The following is an 18,255-nucleotide window of genomic DNA, read 5'->3' as shown; positions in this document are numbered from 1 at the left end:
ACCGCCCCGACGTGCGCTCAGGCGCGCGGAGTCACGCGTCGCCGCCGGCCGTGCCCGGATCCGCCGCCGCCACGTCCAGCAACTGGTACCGGTCGACGGCCTGCTTCAGGACCGAACGGTCGACCTTGCCCTCGCGCGCCAGCTCGGTCAGCACCGCGACCACGATCGACGGCGCGTCGATGTGGAAGAACCGGCGGGCCGCGCCACGGGTGTCCGCGAACCCGAACCCGTCCGCGCCCAGCGACTGATAGGTCCCCGGCACCCAACGGGAGATCTGGTCCGGAACCGAACGCATCCAGTCGGAAACCGCCACGAACGGCCCCTCGGCCGTGCTCAGCTTCCGCGTCACATACGGCACCCGCTGCTCCTCCTCCGGGTGCAGCAGATTGTGCCGCTCGGCCTCCACGGCCTCGCGCCGCAGCTCGTTGAAGGAGGTCGCCGACCAGACGTCGGCGCGCACGTTCCACTCCTCGGCCAGCGTCCGCTGCGCATCCAGGGCCCAGGGCACCGCCACGCCCGACGCGATGATCTGCGCCGGGACCGTGCCCGAGGTGCCGGCGGCGATCCGGTGGATGCCCTTGAGGATGCCGTCCACGTCGACGTCCGCGGGCTCCGCCGGATGCTGGATCGGCTCGTTGTAGACGGTGAGGTAGTAGAAGACGTTCTCGCTGTCGGGGCCGTACATCCGGCGCAGGCCGTCCTGCACGATGTGCGCGATCTCGTACCCGTAGGCCGGGTCGTAGGCGACACAGCCGGGGTTCGTCGAGGCCAGCAGCTGCGAGTGGCCGTCCGCGTGCTGGAGGCCCTCGCCGGTCAGGGTCGTACGTCCGGCGGTCGCGCCCAGGACGAAACCGCGCGCCAGCTGGTCGGCCATCTGCCAGAACTGGTCGCCGGTGCGCTGGAAGCCGAACATCGAGTAGAAGACGTAGACCGGGATCAGCGGCTCGCCGTGGGTCGCGTAGGCCGAGCCGGCCGCGATCAGGGAGGCCGTGCAGCCCGCCTCGGAGATGCCGTCGTGCAGCATCTGCCCGGTCGGCGACTCCTTGTAGGCGAGCAGCAGGTCACGGTCGACGGACTCGTACTGCTGCCCGAGCGGGTTGTAGATCTTCGCGCTCGGGAAGAAGGAGTCCATGCCGAACGTGCGGTACTCGTCCGGCGCGATCAGCACGAATCGCTTGCCGATCTCCTTGTCCCGCATCAGGTCCTTCAGCAGTCGCACGAACGCCATGGTCGTGGCGATCGACTGCTGGCCGGAGCCCTTCTTCACGGTCGCGTACGTCTTGTCGTCCGGCAGGGCCAGCGGCTCGGCGCGCACCACCCGGGTCGGGACGTACCCGCCGAGTCCCTTGCGCCGGTCGTGCATGTACTGGATCTCCTCCGAGTCGCGGCCCGGGTGGTAGTACGGCGGCAGGCCGGACTCCAGCTCCTGGTCGGAGATCGGCAGGTGCAGCCGGTCGCGGAAGCCCTTGAGGTCGGCGACCGTCAGCTTCTTCATCTGGTGCGTGGCGTTGCGGCCCTCGAAGTTCGGACCCAGCGTCCAGCCCTTGACGGTCTTGGCGAGGATGACCGTGGGCTGGTCCCGGTGCTCGACGGCGGCCTTGAACGCGGCGTAGATCTTCCTGTGGTCGTGACCGCCGCGGCCCAGGTGCAGGATCTGATCGTCGGTCAGGTGCTCGACCATGGCGCGCAGCCGCTGGTCGTCGCCGAAGAAGTGGTTGCGGATGTATCCGCCCGACTCGGTGGCGTACGTCTGGAACTGGCCGTCCGGAGTCGTGTTCATCTTGTTGACCAGGATGCCGTCGCGGTCCTGGGCGAGCAGCGGGTCCCAGGTCCGGTCCCAGATCAGCTTGATCACGTTCCAGCCGGCGCCCCGGAAGACCGACTCCAGCTCCTGGATGACCTTGCCGTTGCCGCGCACCGGGCCGTCGAGCCGCTGGAGGTTGCAGTTGACCACGAAGGTCAGGTTGTCCAGGCCCTCGCGGGCGGCGATGGTCAGCTGGCCCAGCGACTCCGGCTCGTCCATCTCGCCGTCGCCGAGGAACGCCCACACGTGCGACCGGGAGGTGTCGGCGATCCCGCGCGCGTGCATGTAGCGGTTCATCCGGGCCTGGAAGATCGCGCCGATCGGACCGAGGCCCATCGACACGGTCGGGAACTCCCAGAAGTCCGGCATCAGCCGCGGATGCGGGTACGAGGACAGCCCGTACGGCGCCCTCGACCGCTCCTGCCGGAACGCGTCCAGGTTGCGCTCGCTGAGGCGGTCCAGCAGGTACGCGCGGGCGTAGATGCCGGGGGAGGCGTGGCCCTGGAAGAAGACCTGGTCGCCGCCGTCCCCCTCGTCCTTGCCCCGGAAGAAGTGGTTGAAGCCGACGTCGTAGAGCGAGGCGGAGGACGCGAAGGTGGCGATGTGGCCGCCGACGCCGATGCCCGGCCGCTGGGCGCGCGAGACCATCACGGCGGCGTTCCAGCGGGTCGCGTTGAGGATCCTGCGCTCGATCTCCTCGTTGCCCGGGAAGAACGGCTCGGCCCGGGTGGGGATGGTGTTGACGTAGTCCGAGCTGCGCATCTCCGGCACGGCCACGCGCTTCTCGCGGGCCCGCTCGATCAGCCGGAGCATGAGGTACCGGGCACGCTCCCGGCCGCGCTCGTCGATGGCCGCGTCCAGGGAGTCGAGCCACTCCTGGGTCTCTTCGGGATCGAAGTCAGGAACCTGACTCGGAAGGCCGCCAATGATGATCGGGTTTCGATCGGATCCGGAGGGCACGCTGGTCCTTACCTGTCAGAGGGCTGCTTTTGCTGTTCTTTCCCAGGTTCTCGGTCTGTCTGCGCCGCTCCCCATCGTGTACCTCGGTGCGACAAACGTCATCTCTACCGAGGGGTAACCCGGATCTGTGTCACCTCCTCCTGATTCCCAAAGGGGCAAAGGGGGCAGAAGGGTGTGGTGTGGGTCACTTCCGGCTGCTGCGGCGTGCCTGGAGTTGGGGCGACACGGCCCGGATCGTCACCGTTTCGGCGGTCTGAACCGCCGGGTACTTGCGCGATCCGCCCCGCCCGTGTGGACTACGGCCAATGCTTCGCGCACGCGCGTGGCTGAGATATTCACCAAGACATGATCAGGAGGCAACCCGTGAGCGCGACCGCGGACCACGCGGAGGAACGGACTAGCCCTGCCGTCAGGCTGGGGTTCCAGCCCGAGCAGGTGGTCCAGGAGATCGGCTACGACGACGACGTAGACCAGGAACTCCGCGAGGCCATTGAAGAAGTTGTCGGCAGCGACCTGGTGGACGAGGACTACGACGACGTAGCCGATGCCGTGGTGCTGTGGTTCCGCGACGAGGACGGCGACCTGACCGATGTGCTGGTGGACGCCACCACGTACATCGAAGAGGGCGGTGCGATCCTGCTTCTCACGCCGAAGACCGGACGTGATGGCTACGTGGAGCCGAGCGACATCTCGGAAGCCGCGACGACGGCGGGGCTGTCGGCCTCCAAGAGCGTCAGCGTGGGCAAGGACTGGATCGGCAGCCGGCTGCTGACCCCGAAGGCGGCCAAGACCAAGAAGTAGTCCCGTCCCACCCCCGGACGGGCTGGCGGTCAAGGTCGGCCAGCCCGTCCGCAGGTTCGTCGTGCCCGATGCGTAGGCTGGGCTCAGCGCTCTCAGTGTTCTCGGCGTTGTCAGCGCTCTCACCCGAGCAGCCCACCGAAAGGGAAGCACGACGATGGCGATCCAGGTCGGCGACAAGGCCCCCGACTTCGAGCTCAAGGACAACCACGGCAGCGCCGTGAAGCTCTCCGACTTCCTCGGCAGCAAGAACGTGGTCCTGCTCTTCTACCCGTTCGCCTTCACCGGTGTCTGCACCGGTGAGCTGTGCGAGCTGCGTGACAACCTGCCGCAGTTCGCCGACCGCGACACCCAGCTGCTCGCGGTCTCCAACGACTCCATCCACACCCTGCGCGTCTTCGCCGAGCAGGAGGGCCTGGAGTACCCGCTGCTGTCCGACTTCTGGCCGCACGGCGAGGTCTCGCGCGCCTACGGCGTCTTCGCCGAGGACAAGGGCTGCGCGGTGCGCGGCACCTTCGTCATCGACAAGACGGGCGTCGTGCGCTGGACCGTCGTCAACGCCCTGCCGGACGCGCGCGACCTGAACGACTACGTCAAGGCGCTCGACACCCTGTGACGGTTCGGCTCCACGCACTGCGAGGTGCGGGAACCCGTCACTAGGATCGAGTCGTTGATCCGATGCCAGAGCACGCAGGGGCTCCCCGCCCCCGGACACCAATGGAGGACTCGTGGGAGTCAGCCTCAGCAAGGGCGGCAACGTTTCGCTGACGAAGGAGGCCCCCGGCCTGACGGCGGTCATCGTCGGCCTGGGGTGGGACGTGCGCACCACCACCGGTACGGACTTCGACCTGGACGCCAGCGCGCTGCTGCTGAACACGGCGGGCAAGGTCGCCAACGACGCGAACTTCGTCTTCTTCAACAACCTCAAGAGCCCCGACGGCTCTGTGGAGCACACCGGTGACAACCTCACCGGTGCGGGCGAGGGCGACGACGAGGCGATCAAGGTCGACCTGGCGACCGTCCCGGCCGACGTCGACAAGATCGTCTTCCCGGTCTCGATCTACGACGCGGAGAACCGCCAGCAGTCCTTCGGCCAGGTCCGCAACGCGTTCATCCGCGTGGTGAACCAGGCCGGCGGCGCCGAGATCGCCCGTTACGACCTGTCCGAGGACGCCTCGACGGAGACCGCGATGGTCTTCGGCGAGCTGTACCGCAACGGCGCGGAGTGGAAGTTCCGCGCCATCGGCCAGGGCTACGCCTCGGGTCTGCGCGGCATCGCGCAGGACTTCGGCGTCAACGTCTGAGACCTGGTCCCGAACCAGGACGTTCGACCGGCGCCGTCCCGTTTACGGGCGGCGCCGGACGCGCAGGACAACCGAAGAAGCAAGACCTAGGGGAGGACCAGCATCATGGGCGTCACGCTTGCCAAGGGGGGCAACGTCTCCCTGTCCAAGGCCGCGCCGAACCTCACACAGGTGATGGTCGGGCTCGGCTGGGACGCGCGCTCCACCACCGGAGCCCCTTTCGACCTCGACGCCAGCGCGTTGCTGTGCAAGGACGGAAGAGTTCTGGGCGACGAGTGGTTCGTTTTCTACAACCAGCTCACCAGCCCGGACGGCTCGGTGCAGCACACGGGCGACAATCTCACCGGTGAGGGTGAGGGCGACGACGAGTCGATCATCGTGGACCTCTCGAAGGTGCCCGCGAACTGCGACAAGATCGTTTTTCCGGTGTCGATCCACATGGCCGACGAACGCGGTCAGACTTTCGGTCAGGTCAGCAATGCCTTCATCCGCGTCGCCAATCAGGCCGACGGTCAGGAACTCGCCCGCTACGACCTGTCCGAGGACGCCTCGACGGAAACCGCGATGATCTTCGGCGAGCTCTATCGCTACCAGGGCGAATGGAAGTTCCGGGCGGTGGGTCAGGGGTACGCGTCGGGTCTGCGGGGCATCGCCCTGGACTTCGGGGTCAACGTCTCGTAAAGCCGTGACGGCCCGCGAGCCGGGCCCGTCACCCGGCGGACCATGGCTCTTCAGGCAAAGCACATGGGCCCGCCCGTGTTGTCCGGAGAGCTCTCCCTCTAGACTTCGGGGTCAACACTTCGTAAAGCCGAGTGTGACGCGGGGGAGGCGCTTCCCCGGACTCCGTCCGGGACGTTCCCCTCACACAGGATTGGGTAGCCAGTGCTTCTGAAAACCTTCGGCTGGTCGTTCGCGGTCACCGCGCTCGGCTTGGTCGCGGCGGTCTTCTACGGGGGGTGGGAGGCCTTCGGCATCGTGGCGATCCTCTCCGTCCTGGAGATCTCGCTGTCGTTCGACAATGCGGTGGTCAACGCCGGAATCCTGAAGAAGATGAATGCCTTCTGGCAGAAGATCTTCCTCACGGTCGGTGTGCTGATCGCCGTCTTCGGGATGCGGCTGGTCTTTCCCGTCGTCATCGTCGCCATCAGTGCCAAGATCGGTCCGATCGACGCGGTCGACCTCGCGCTCAACAACAAGGACCAGTACCAGCAGCTGGTCACCGACGCCCACCCGGCGATCGCCGCCTTCGGCGGCATGTTCCTGCTGATGATCTTCCTCGACTTCATCTTCGAGGAGCGTGACATCCAGTGGCTGCGCTGGATCGAGCGGCCGCTGGCCAAGCTCGGCAAGGTCGACATGCTGTCGGTCTGCATCGCCCTGGTCGTCCTGCTGATCACCTCCTTCACCTTCGCGGCCCACGCCCACCAGCACGGCGGCGCGCATGTCGACAAGGCGCAGACGGTGCTGATCGCGGGCATCGCCGGCCTGATCACGTACATGGTCGTCGGCGGGCTCTCCGGCTACTTCGAGGACAAGCTGGAGGAAGAGGAGGAGCGCGAGCACGAGGCGGAGGAGGAGGCCGAGCGGACCGGCAGGAAGAAGCCGGCCATCGTGCTGGCCGGCCAGGCCGCGTTCTTCATGTTCCTCTACCTGGAGGTCCTGGACGCGTCGTTCTCCTTCGACGGTGTGATCGGCGCCTTCGCCATCACCAACGACATCGTCCTGATGGCCCTCGGCCTCGGCATCGGCGCGATGTACGTCCGCTCGCTCACGGTCTACCTGGTCCGCCAGGGCACCCTCGACGACTACGTCTACCTGGAGCACGGCGCGCACTACGCCATCGGCGCGCTCGCCGTGATCCTCATGGTCACCATCCAGCACCAGATCAACGAGGTCATCACCGGCCTCGTCGGCGTCGTCCTGATCGCCCTGTCCTTCTGGTCCTCCGTGCGCCGCAACCGCGCGCTGGCGGCGGCCGAGGGAGAAGCGGGGTCGGACGAGAAGGCCGAGGTCTCGTCCGGGGTGTGACGACCGGTCGACGAGGGGAACGCTTCGTGCGGGGCGGCAGGCGACAGAGGTCCGCCGGCCGCCCCGCCGGCTTTTCGGGTGTGGGTGAAGGCAGGGGTGGGGGCAGGGCATGGGCTTCTTCGACGGGCTCTGGCGCGGGCGTGCGCTCGAATTCGACTCGGGCAGCGCGGCGAGCAACGCGATCGAGCTGACCAAACGGCATCACTACGTCTCCCTCACCAAACAGGGAGCGGCCACCGGCAACCTGCGCATCAACCTGACCTGGCGGATGCGGACCTCCGACTTCGGCGGCACCCAGCGCGAGAGCCTGCTGCGGCATCCCTTCAAGGCGCTCAAGCCCCCGGAGGTCGTCGGCCACAGCCAGAGCATGGTCAACGTCGACCTCGACCTGGGCTGCCTGTACGAGCTCATGGACGGCACCAAGGGTGTCGTCCAGCCGCTCGGCGGCTACCTGGGCGACGTCAACGCCCCGCCGTACGTGAAGCTCAGCGGCGACGACCGCTTCGGCTCGGCGTCCGGCGAGACCATGTACATCAACCTCGACCACCGCGACGACATCAAGCGTCTGCTGGTGTTCGTCTACATATACGACCAGACACCCGCCTTTGACCGTACCCACGCCATCGTCACGCTGTATCCGAGCAACGGCCCGCGGATCGAGATCGGCCTGGACGAACGCCATCCGCAGGCCCGCTCCTGCGCGGTCGTGATGATCGAGAACGTCAAGGGCGAGCTGGTCGTCCGGCGCGAGGTGAAGTTCGTCTACGGCTTCCAGGCCGAGCTGGACCGGTTGTACGGCTGGGGACTGCAATGGGGGCGGGGCTACAAGACGAAGGTCGAGGGCTGACGCCCGACCCCGCCGACGGCGCGGCTCTCGGCGGCGCCGGGACGGCCTGACCGGCCTCGACGGGCCCCGGGACGGGATCCGGCGCGGCGAAGCGCCAGGCATCCCGTACAGGGCCCGTACAGGGCTCGCACAAGGCCCGTGCGGGGCCCGTACGGGCCCCGCGTCGGCGGCCGGCGAGCGGGGCGCCCCCGGCCGAGCGCGGTGCCGTCAGCGGCCGATGAACTGCGGGCCCTGCGGTGGCAGCCGGAACTCGCCGGCCGCGGCCGGGGCGACCGGGACGGGCTGGGGATAGCCGTACGCGGGCTGGCTGGTCGGATGCGGGTAGCCGTAGGCCGGCTGCGTCGTCGCGGGCGGCTGCGGATAGCCGTAGGCGGGCTGCACGGGCACGTTCGCGGGCTGCTCCGGGGGCAGCGGCTGGGAGGTGGTGGGCGGCGGAGGCTGGACGGACTGCGACTCCTGTACGGCCTCCGCCTCGTCCACGGAGATGCCGAAGTCGGTCGCCAGGCCCTTGAGCCCGTTCGAGTAGCCCTCGCCCAGGGCCCGGAACTTCCAGCCGTCCCCGCGCCGGTAGAGCTCGCCGCAGATCAGCGCGGTCTCCTCGCCCGTCTCCGGCTTGATGTCGAAATAGGCCAGCGGTTCGCCCTCGGCGACCGAGGCGTCGTACAGCACGATGCGCAGTGACCGTACGCGATCGAACGTGACGCCATCCGCCGAAGCGACCAGCAGAATCTGGCCGACGCTGGGCTCGACACCGACGAGATCTGTCTGGATCGTATCGGTGAGACCCTCGGCCACCCGCTTCTTGCCGAGCCGCCAGACCTTCCCGGAGGGGTGCCGGGGCTGGTTGTAGAAGACGAAGTCCTCGTCGGAGCGCACCCGACCGTCGGGGCCAAGGAGCAGCGCGGAGACGTCCACGTCGGGGGCGCCCTGTTCGGGCGTCCAGCGCAGCACGGCGCGCACCGTCGTGGCTTCGAGCGGGACGTTCGACCCCTTCAGCATCGCGTGCGTCATGCGGTCATCCTGCCCTCTCGGTCCTGATCACGACAATGTGGGGGTGAATCCGGGCATGGTGACCCACTGTGTTTGTCGGCGTTACCTGAACTTCACGCCCGGAGGGAACCTCCTCCTTCGATCCCTACGTACTATTACCGGCCACACGTAGACACTTCACAGGCCACATTCATGCGCCGTTCCATCACCATGGGGGAGCTCAATGCGTCATTTCGGGCATATCGCCCCTGAGGTGCGGAAGCGCCTCTTCGTCCAGGAGCCGTGCGAGTTCACCACGGACTCCCCGGCCCGGCTGCTGTCCGCGGCCCTGGGTGCCACGCTCTACAGCCCGGCGATCCGGCCGAAGCTCGCCGACGACATCGTCAAGCAGGCCGAACGCGGCGTGGTCTCGATGGTGCTGTGCCTGGAGGACTCGATCGCCGACGCGGACGTCGAGGAGGGCGAGGCGAACCTCGTCCGCCAGTTCGCCGACCTCGACGCGCGCGCCGACCTCGACCTGCCGCTGCTCTTCATCCGGGTCCGCACCCCCGAGCAGATCCCCGACCTGGTCCACCGCCTCGGTCCCACCGTCCGGCTGCTGTCCGGGTTCGTCATGCCGAAGTTCACCGAGCAGCGCGGTGTCCCGTTCCTGGAGGCGCTCTCCGCGGCGGAGTCGTCGAGCGGCCGGCGCCTGTTCGCGATGCCGGTGCTGGAGTCGCCCGAGCTGCTGTACCGCGAGTCGCGCGTCGACACGCTGGAGGGCATCGCCCGCGCCGTCGACAAGTTCCGCGACCGGGTGCTCGCGCTGCGCCTGGGCGTGACCGACTTCTGCTCCTCCTACGGCCTGCGGCGGGCCCCCGACATGACGGCGTACGACGTCCAGATCGTCGCCTCGGTGATCTCCGACGTGGTGAACATGCTGGGCCGCGCCGACGGCACCGGCTTCACGGTGACCGGCCCGGTGTGGGAGTACTTCCGCGTCCCGGAGCGCATGTTCAAGCCGATGCTGCGACACAGCCCCTTCCTGGAGGGACAGGCCGTCGAGCTGCGCGAGATACTCATAGAGCACGCCATGGACGGACTGCTGCGCGAGATCTCCCTGGACCAGGCCAACGGCCTGCTCGGCAAGACCTGCATCCACCCCTCCCACGTACCGGCCGTGCACGCGCTGTCCGTCGTCAGTCACGAGGAGTTCAGCGACGCGGCCGACATCCTGCGGCCCGAGCGCGGCGGCGGGGGAGTGTTGCGGTCGGCGTACACCAACAAGATGAACGAGGTGAAGCCGCACCGCGCCTGGGCCGAGCGGACCATGCTGCGCGCGGAGGTCTTCGGCGTGGCGCACGAGGACGTCAGCTTCGTGGACCTGCTCGCCGCGGTCATCACCAGCTGAACCGGCCGACCACCCGGCCGGCCACCCGACCGACGAACCCGACCGGCGAGATCGACCGACGAACCCGACCGACGCACCGGCTACACACAAGGGACGCATGAACAACGCAGTGAACGACGGGGTCTGGTCCGGAACCTGGGTCGCCGAACGGCTCGGGCTCGAACTGGTGGGCGACGACCAGCTGGACGATCTGCTGGGGCTGGCCCTGCGCCGCAACCCCAAGCGGGCCCATCTGCTGGTGTCGAACGTGCTCGGCAAGCACGTGCCGCAGACCCCGTCCGTCGTCTACGGCCACGGCTTCGACCTCGGCCGCCGGGTGCGCGAGCTGCTCGGCGACGAGGAGGCGGCCCGGGCGGTCGTCCTCGGCTACGCGGAGACCGCCACCGGCCTGGGCCACTGCGTCGCCGACGGGGTGGGCCTCGCCCCCTATCTGCACTCCACCCGCCGTCCGGTCGCCGGGGTGGACCAGGCGGGCGGCTTCGAGGAGTCCCACTCGCACGCCACCTCCCACCTGCTGCTGCCCGAGGACCCCGCGCTGCTGCGCGGCGACGGCCCGCTGATCCTGGTCGACGACGAGTTCTCCACCGGCAACACGGTCCTGAACACCATCCGTGACCTGCACGAGCGCTACCCGCGCAGCCGCTACGTCGTGGTCGCGCTCGTCGACATGCGCTCGGCCGCCGACGCCGGCCGGCTGGCGGACTTCGCCGCGGAGATCGGCGCCCGGGTCGACCTGGTGGCGGCCGCCTCCGGGACCGTACGGCTGCCCGAGGGCGTGCTGGAGAAGGGGCAGGCGCTGGTGGCACGGCACGAGTCCGCCGCGCCGGCCGCCCCCGCCCCGGACGGCCGGGTCGAACGCGTCGACCTGGTCTGGCCGCGCGCCGTGCCCGACGGCGGACGGCACGGCTTCACCCCGGACCACCGCGCCCGGCTGGAGTCCGCGCTGCCCGCGATGGCGGTCCGGCTCGCCGAGGCGATACCCGGCGACGCCCGGCGCGTCCTCGTCCTCGGCTTCGAGGAGCTGATGTACGCACCGCTCAGGCTGGCCCGCGAACTCGAACAGGCCGTGGCCGCCGAGGTGCGCTACTCCACCACCACCCGCTCGCCCGTCCTGGCCGTGGACGACCCCGGCTACGCGATACGCAGCCGTCTGGTCTTCCCCGCCCACGACGACCCGGCCGACGGCCCCGGCGAGCGCTACGCCTACAACGTGGCCGGCGCGGGCTTCGACGCGGTCGTGGCGGTCGTGGACTCGGCCGCGGACACCTCCGGACTGCACGCCCCCGGCGGCCTGCTCGCCCAGCTCGCCGCGCACGCCCCGCACGTCCTGCTCGTGGTCGTGCCCTCGTACGTCCCCGAACCGCCGCACGTACCCGAAAGGCCCGCCATGCTGCCCGAGCCCCTTCGCGGCCCCGCCTTCTCCTCGTACGCCCCGGAGGAGGTGGGCTGGCTGCTCCAGGACCTCTCGGACGTCACACTGGAGGCGCCGACCGAGGAGCGCGAGGAGGCCATCCAGAGCGGTGGCGCCCACTACGCCGAGTCGCTGCCGGTGGAGTACCAGCCGAGCGAGCACTACCAGCAGCTCTTCCACGCGGCGCTCGCCACCTCCGCGGACCGGATCGCCCACGCCGTCGGCGTGGTCACCGAGACCGTGCTCGCGGAGCGCGCGCAGACCCGCGGCCGGACCCGCTCCGGCGAGGCGGACGCGGCGCGCCCGGTCCTGGTCTCGCTGGCCCGCGCGGGCACCCCGGTCGGCGTCCTGATGCGCCGCTGGGCCCAGTTCCGCTACGGCCTCGAACTGCCGCACTACGCCGTGTCGATCGTGCGCGGCCGGGGCATCGACGCCAACGCGCTGCGCTGGCTGGCCGCCCACCACGACCCCGCCGACGTGGTCTTCGTCGACGGCTGGACCGGCAAGGGCGCCATCACCCGGGAACTCGCCGACGCCATCGAGGAGTTCGAGGAGTCCGACGGCATCACCGGCTTCGACCCGGAGATCGCGGTGCTGGCCGACCCGGGCTCGTGCGTACGCACCTACGGCACCCGGGAGGACTACCTCATCCCTTCCGCGTGCCTCAACTCGACCGTGTCCGGCCTGATCTCGCGGACCGTGCTGCGCGCGGACCTGGTGGGCCCGCACGACTTCCACGGCGCGAAGTTCTACCGCGAACTCGCCGGTACGGACGTCTCGGTGGACTTCCTCGACACGGTCGCCGCGCGCTTCGCCGAGGTGGTCGACGCGGTGGACGTGGCGGTCAAGGAACTGCTGTCCGCCGACCGGACCCCGACCTGGGAGGGCTGGGCGGCCGTCGAGCGGATCAGCGAGGACTACGGCATCCACGACGTCAACCTCGTCAAGCCCGGCGTCGGCGAGACCACCCGGGTGCTGCTGCGCCGGGTGCCGTGGAAGATCCTGGCCCGTGCCGGGGCCGGCGCCGACCTCGACCACGTACGCCTGCTGGCCGAACAGAGAGGCGTGCCCGTCGAGGAGGTCGACGAACTTCCCTACACCTGCGTGGGGTTGATCCACCCCAAGTTCACCCGCGGGGCGACCGGCGCCGACGGCAGGGCGGTGACGGTCTGATGCCGGTGCTGGTGGCGAGCGACCTCGACCGTACGCTGATCTACTCCGCGGCGGCGCTGGCACTGACCATGCCCGACGCCCGGGCCCCGCGGCTGCTGTGCGTGGAGGTGCACGAGAACAAGCCGCTGTCGTACATGACGGAGACGGCGGCCGCACTGCTCACGGAGCTGGGCGACACGGCGGTGTTCGTGCCGACCACCACCCGGACCCGCAAGCAGTACCTGCGCATCAACCTGCCGGGCCCGGCGCCGACGTACGCGATCTGCGCCAACGGCGGTCATCTGCTGGTGGACGGTGTCTCGGATCCGGACTGGCACGCGCAGGTGACCGCGCGGCTGGCCGACGAGTGCGCGCCGCTGGCCCAGGTGCAGGAGCACCTGGCGCGTTCGGCGGATCCGCTCTGGCTGCGCAAGCAGCGGGTCGCCGAGGACCTGTTCGCCTATCTGGTCGTGGAGCGTGAGCTGCTGCCCGAGGAGTGGGTGAAGGAGCTCGCGGCCTGGGCGGAGAACCTCGGCTGGACGGTGTCGCTCCAGGGCCGCAAGATCTACGCGGTGCCGAAGCCGCTCACCAAGAGCGCGGCCGTGCGTGAGGTCGTCCGCCGCACCGGTGCCGATCTCACCCTCGCCGCGGGCGACTCCCTGCTCGACGCGGACCTGCTGCTGGTGGCGGACCGGGGCTGGCGGCCGGGCCACGGCGAACTGGCCGACGACGACTGGACCGCCCCCGCGGTCACCGCGCTGCCCGAACGCGGTGTGCTCGCGGGCGAACGCATCCTGCGAGAGTTCCTGCGCGCCACCCGCGCCTGAGCGCGGGCTCGCGGCGTCCCCGCGGCACGGCGGGGCACAGGGCCTCCGCGGTTCAGCGGGGGCCCACGGCGCCCCCGCGGCTGTGCGCGCGGGCGGCGCAGCGTCCCCGTGGTTCAGCGTGGGCCCGCAGCGTCCGCGGCTGTGTGGGCGAGTCGCACAGTGCTCCCGCGGCTGTGCGCGGGGCTGCACGGCGTCCCCGCGGCTGTGCGCGGGCCGCGCAGCGTCCGCCAGGCCGGCAGGGTTCGGTCCCGGGCCGGTCGGCCGTCAGCCGCAGCAGCCGCCGCCGCAGCAACCGCCGCCGCCCCCGCCCGCCCTGGGCGCGGGGGCGGACGCGGCCGCCGACCCGCCCACCGCGACCGTTGAGAGCAACTTCACTGTGTCGGCGTGTCCGGCGGGGCAGTCGGCCGGATCGGCCGATTCCGCCATGGGACGGCTGAGTTCGAAAGTGTCGCCGCAGGTACGGCAGCGGTATTCGTAGCGAGGCATGGCTCAAGGCTAGGGCCTGTCCGGCGGATCAGGTCGCAGGAAGGCGGCGATGCCGTATCGGTCCAGGTGAGCGGGGTCCGCTGCGTCCGGCTGTCCGGTAGGGGACGGTGTCGGCGCGCCGGCCGCGTCGGCGACCGACGACCACCCCGCCGGGAGTTCCCCCTCCGGGGGAGGACGTGCCGGACTTCGCGTCCGCGGAGTGGTCCGTCGAACAGGCCCTCACGAGCTCGACCGGATTGTGTGGTCTTGGTCTACTGCGCGATCGCTTCTGTCTGTTTCTTGTGCGGAGAATTCGCAAAGATCGCTGGTAATTTGGCAGGGCCGCGATGAGCCGCAGGGTCTGACCCTGATCCGGTGACACAGGGGGATAACCGCCGAACAGGCGGTAGTTGTGTCGACCCGCGCGAGCACCACGGAGTGCGGAGGGAGACCCAGTCGTGACCGACGAAGGGCAGGGGGCGGAGGCCCACGGGGGTGACGGTCGGCCGCGCGGTCGCCGCGCGGTGCCGAATCGTTCCCGTCGTCGACGTGTCGAGGGGGAGGTGCCGCCCGGCGCGACCGGGGCCCATGACCAGGAGCCCCATCTGTCGGACGTCACCATGCAGTTGAGGTTCGAGCCGCCGCCGGTACCGCCGTCGGAGCCCGCGCCGCCGCCTCCGATGTCGGACGTCACCATGCAGTTGCGGTTCGAGCCGCCACCGCCGGCCGACGCCACCATGGCGCTGAGGGTGGTCAAACCCTCGGAGCTGCCCCCCCGTTCCACCGGCCGACGCGCGACCCCGTCGGCCCCGCCCGCCGCACCGACCTCGCCGGTCGGCCGCCTCGCCGTGGCGGCCGCGCCGCTCCTGGCCGCGCTGGCCCGTCTCCTGGCGCCCGTCGCCGCGCGTCTCGCTCCCCTGACGGAGCGTCTTTCTCCTTATATACGAAGGCTGGAGCCGTACGCCCGCAAGCTCAGGCCGCAGTATCCGCGCCCCGGCCGCACCGACTGGCGCCGCTGGATACCCTCCTGGCGGCAGTGGATAGGCGCCTTCTTCTCGGCCATCGGCCTGACCGGCGCGTTCCTGGTCGTCGCGTACGCGGCCACCGACATCCCGCAGAACCTCAACTCCTACGCCACCCAGCAGGACAACGTCTTCTTCTGGTCCGACGGCACGCCCATGGCCCGCACCGGCTGGGTGCAGCGGCAGGACATGCCCCTGAAGGACATACCCGAGGACGTCCGCTGGGCCGTGCTGGCGGCCGAGAACGCCAGCTTCTACTCCGACCCGGGCATATCCGTCTCCGGCATCGGGCGCGCCCTGTACCGCACGGTCGGCTCGGGCGACACCCAGGGTGGCTCCACCATCACCCAACAATACGTCAAGAACGTCTATCTGACCCAAAATCAGACCATCAGTCGCAAGTTCACCGAAGCGATGATCTCCCTCAAGCTCGACAACCGGATGAGCAAGGACAAGATCCTGGAGGGCTACCTCAATACCAGCTGGTTCGGCCGCGGCACCTACGGCATCCAGCGCGCCTCCCAGGCCTACTACGGCAAGGACGTCGGTGAACTGAACGTCAGCCAGGCCGCCTTCCTCGCCTCCCTGCTCAAGGGCGCCGGTCTGTTCGACCCGTCCCTGAGCAAGGCCAACCACGCCCGCGCGGTGGAGCGCTGGGGCTGGATCCTCGACCGCATGGTGGACCTCGGCAAGCTGTCCCCCGCCGAGCGGGCCAAGTACAAGACCTTCCCCGAGCCGCTGAAGCAGTCGAAGACCTTCTACACCGGAAGCCAGAGCGACTATCTGGTGGAACTGGCCCAGCAGTACGCCAAGAAGGCCGCAGGCATCTCGGACAAGGACTTCGACCTCGGCGGCTACCAGATCTACACGACGTTCGACCGCAAGCGGGAGACGGCGCTGACCAACGCCGTCGCCAAGGCCCGCAAGCAGGCGAAGCGGAAGGACGCGGACCTCGCCAAGGCCGCCCACTACGGCGCCTCGTCGATCGCCGCCGACGGCCGGATCCTCGCCGTCTACGGCGGCCCCGACCACCGCACCCAGGGCTACAACGAGTCCAACGCCACCACGGTCCCGGCCGGTTCGGCCTTCACCCCGTTCGTCTACGCCGCCGGACTCGAGCACGGCGTCCGCACCGCCCGCGACACCCCCGCCACCCCGATCACCGGCGACGCGCTCTACAACGGCGACGACAACGTGCCCGTCACCACCCCGGAGGGCCCCTACTGGGACCGCAGCGGCAAGAAGGTCGCCGCCCGCAACGACGGCGAGAAGTCCTACGGGCGGATCAGTCTGCACCGGGCGCTCGCCGACTCCGTCAACACCCCGTTCATGCAGCTCGGCATGGACACCGGCCTCGACACGGTGCGCGCCACCGCGGAGGCCTCCGGGCTGCTGTCCTCCAGCTTCGGCGCCCAGGTGCCCGCGCTGTCCCTGGGCAACTCCACGCCCAGCGCGATCCGGATGGCGAGCGCGTACGGGACGTTCGCCGACGCCGGCCGGCACGCCGAGCCGTACTCGGTGAGCCGGATCACCCGCAACGGGTCCAAGGTCGTGCTGAAGAAGCCCGAGTCGCGGCGCGCGGTGCGGGTGAAGGTGGCCGAGGAGGTCCGCTCCGCGCTCTCGGACGCGTTCCGCACCGCGCACCCCGGTGCCGCCTCCGCCTCGGCGGAGGTGACGGGGAAGATCGGCACCACCCAGGACGACACGGCCCTGTGGTACGTGGGCACGGTCCGGTCCGTGTCGACGGCGGTGGTGGTCTACCGCATCGATCTGGCCAAGAGCCTCGAACCGCTGCCCCTGGAGGGGATCGCGGGCACGCCCGCCGACAGCGTCCCGTACGACATCTGGTCGGGCGCCATGAGCCCGCTCGGCTGACCCGGCCCCGGGTACTCACCATCCACCCCCCACGGAGAATGAGCCGCGCATGAAGTCACCCTCCGGCCGCCGCCGCGCAGGCCGTGCCCCGCTCCGCACCACCCGGCCCGGGTTCCTCACCCTGGCGGTCCTCCTGGTCGCGGCGTCCCTGGTCGCGGGCTACCTGGTCCTGACCCGTTCCGACAGCACCGCCCCGACGGCGTCCGCGGGCAAGCAGACGGTCCCCAAGGCGAAGAAGACGCCCTGGGACGGCAAGACCAAGGTGCTCGGGGACGGATCCACCTCCTACACCGGGCCGCAGCAGGGCGAGTTGAAGCCCGTACCGCTCAAGAAGGGCGAGAAGCCGCCCCAGTTCGTCGTCTTCTCCTGGGACGGCGCCCTCCAGGGCGACGACGAGCTCTTCTCGCACTACCGGGAGCTGGCCAAGGAGTACAACGCCCACATGACGTTCTTCCTCACGGGCATCTACCTGCTGCCCAAGAGCAAGAGCGACCTCTACAACCCGCCGCAGCACCCGCGGGGTTCGGCCGCGATCAGCTACGCCACGGACGAGCACATCCGCACCACGCTGGAGCAGCTCGGCGAGGCCTGGAAGGACGGCAACGAGATCGGCACCCACTTCAACGGGCACTTCTGCGGCACCAAGGGCGGCGGCGACTGGAGCGTCGATGAGTGGAAGAGCGAGATCGACCAGTTCTACGACTTCGTGGAGCACTGGAAGACCAACACCGGCTTCAGCGACATCCCCCCGCTGCCCTTCGACTTCAAGAAGGAGGTGACCGGCGGCCGCGCCCCCTGCCTGGAGGGCCAGGCGAACCTGCTGAAGGCCATCAAGAGCTACAAGTGGGCCTACGACGCCAGTTCGGCCGGCGACTTCCAGATATGGCCCAGGAAGAAGGACGGCATCTGGGACTTCCCGCTCCAGATGCTCCCGTACGAGGGCGGCAAGTACCAGGGCCTGTCCATGGACTTCAACTTCCTCTACAACCAGTCCGAGGGCGAGACCGAGGGCGACGCGGCCAAGTACCCCGAGTGGGAGCAGGAGACCGTCAACTCGTACATGGCGGGCTTCAACCGCGTCTACTACGGCAGCCGGGCACCGCTGTTCGTGGGCAACCACTTCGAGGACTGGAACGGCGGCATCTACATGAAGGCCATCGACCAGGTCATCAAGAACGTGTGCACCAAACCGGGCGTCAAGTGCGTGTCCTTCAAGGAGTTGGCCGCCTGGATGGACGTACAGAAGCCCGAGACCCTGGACCGCCTGCGCAGCCTGGACCCGGGACAGTCGCCCGACTGGTCGACGGTGGTGGAGTGACGGCCGTGACGGACAAGGCAGTTGCGGCAAATGCGGACGTCGTGACAGCCCTGAAGCGGTAATC

14 protein-coding genes are annotated in these 18,255 nt (G+C 69.5%); 11 read left to right on the top strand and 3 right to left on the bottom strand.

What is annotated here, in order from left to right:
• Nucleotides 1-31: 31 nt before the first annotated feature.
• Complete coding sequence (gene aceE / locus FNH09_RS08715) at nt 32-2,764, bottom strand: pyruvate dehydrogenase (acetyl-transferring), homodimeric type (protein WP_162468282.1); 2,733 nt, start codon at nt 2,762-2,764, stop codon at nt 32-34.
• A gap of 363 nt (nt 2,765-3,127) precedes the next feature.
• Between aceE and FNH09_RS08710 the strand changes: the two genes are divergently transcribed.
• From FNH09_RS08710 to FNH09_RS08685, 6 genes are all read left to right on the top strand, one after another.
• The gene (locus tag FNH09_RS08710) at nt 3,128-3,565 is read left to right on the top strand and encodes a DUF3052 family protein (protein ID WP_162468281.1); all 438 of its coding nucleotides are present in this window, start codon (nt 3,128-3,130) and stop codon (nt 3,563-3,565) included.
• Between the two features lie 154 nt (nt 3,566-3,719).
• A complete protein-coding gene (locus tag FNH09_RS08705; protein WP_152886176.1) occupies nt 3,720-4,178 on the top strand; it encodes a peroxiredoxin in 459 nt (152 codons plus the stop codon).
• Between the two features lie 112 nt (nt 4,179-4,290).
• Nucleotides 4,291-4,866, top strand: coding sequence for a TerD family protein (locus FNH09_RS08700; RefSeq protein ID WP_162468280.1), 576 nt, complete (start codon nt 4,291-4,293; stop codon nt 4,864-4,866).
• A gap of 105 nt (nt 4,867-4,971) precedes the next feature.
• Nucleotides 4,972-5,547: a TerD family protein gene (locus FNH09_RS08695; RefSeq protein ID WP_152886175.1), complete on the top strand. Its 576-nt coding sequence runs from the start codon at nt 4,972-4,974 to the stop codon at nt 5,545-5,547.
• Nucleotides 5,548-5,748: 201 nt separating this feature from the next.
• Nucleotides 5,749-6,894: a DUF475 domain-containing protein gene (locus FNH09_RS08690; protein WP_162468279.1), complete on the top strand. Its 1,146-nt coding sequence runs from the start codon at nt 5,749-5,751 to the stop codon at nt 6,892-6,894.
• A gap of 109 nt (nt 6,895-7,003) precedes the next feature.
• A complete protein-coding gene (locus FNH09_RS08685; protein WP_152886174.1) occupies nt 7,004-7,741 on the top strand; it encodes a TerD family protein in 738 nt (245 codons plus the stop codon).
• A 207-nt stretch (nt 7,742-7,948) separates the two neighbouring features.
• On the opposite strand, the gene FNH09_RS08680 is transcribed toward FNH09_RS08685, so the two are convergent.
• The gene (locus FNH09_RS08680; RefSeq protein WP_152886173.1) at nt 7,949-8,752 is read right to left on the bottom strand and encodes a TerD family protein; all 804 of its coding nucleotides are present in this window, start codon (nt 8,750-8,752) and stop codon (nt 7,949-7,951) included.
• Nucleotides 8,753-8,954: 202 nt separating this feature from the next.
• Between FNH09_RS08680 and FNH09_RS08675 the strand changes: the two genes are divergently transcribed.
• The 3 genes from FNH09_RS08675 to FNH09_RS08665 all read left to right on the top strand — a co-directional run bounded on the left by FNH09_RS08675 (nt 8,955) and on the right by FNH09_RS08665 (nt 13,511).
• Entirely contained in the window at nt 8,955-10,121 is a 1,167-nt protein-coding gene (locus FNH09_RS08675; protein ID WP_152886172.1) for an HpcH/HpaI aldolase/citrate lyase family protein, read from the top strand.
• A 97-nt stretch (nt 10,122-10,218) separates the two neighbouring features.
• Nucleotides 10,219-12,705 (top strand): phosphoribosyltransferase, encoded by a 2,487-nt coding sequence (locus tag FNH09_RS08670; RefSeq protein ID WP_152886171.1) that lies wholly within the window; start codon nt 10,219-10,221, stop codon nt 12,703-12,705.
• Nucleotides 12,705-13,511 (top strand): HAD family hydrolase, encoded by an 807-nt coding sequence (locus tag FNH09_RS08665; protein ID WP_152886170.1) that lies wholly within the window; start codon nt 12,705-12,707, stop codon nt 13,509-13,511. Before FNH09_RS08670 ends, FNH09_RS08665 begins: the two co-directional genes overlap by 1 nt.
• Before the next feature lie 264 nt (nt 13,512-13,775).
• Here the strand turns inward: FNH09_RS08665 and FNH09_RS08660 are convergent, their stop codons facing one another.
• Nucleotides 13,776-13,997: an FmdB family zinc ribbon protein gene (locus FNH09_RS08660; protein WP_152886169.1), complete on the bottom strand. Its 222-nt coding sequence runs from the start codon at nt 13,995-13,997 to the stop codon at nt 13,776-13,778.
• 674 nt (nt 13,998-14,671) lie between these two features.
• Between FNH09_RS08660 and FNH09_RS08655 the strand changes: the two genes are divergently transcribed.
• A complete protein-coding gene (locus FNH09_RS08655; protein ID WP_152886200.1) occupies nt 14,672-16,873 on the top strand; it encodes a transglycosylase domain-containing protein in 2,202 nt (733 codons plus the stop codon).
• Between the two features lie 49 nt (nt 16,874-16,922).
• Nucleotides 16,923-18,191 (top strand): polysaccharide deacetylase family protein, encoded by a 1,269-nt coding sequence (locus FNH09_RS08650; RefSeq protein ID WP_152886168.1) that lies wholly within the window; start codon nt 16,923-16,925, stop codon nt 18,189-18,191.
• Nucleotides 18,192-18,255: the final 64 nt, after the last annotated feature.

The organism is Streptomyces adustus (assembly GCF_009377175.1).
GTDB classification, from domain to species: domain Bacteria; phylum Actinomycetota; class Actinomycetes; order Streptomycetales; family Streptomycetaceae; genus Streptomyces; species Streptomyces adustus.
This window is presented reverse-complemented; position numbering and strand designations above follow the sequence as displayed.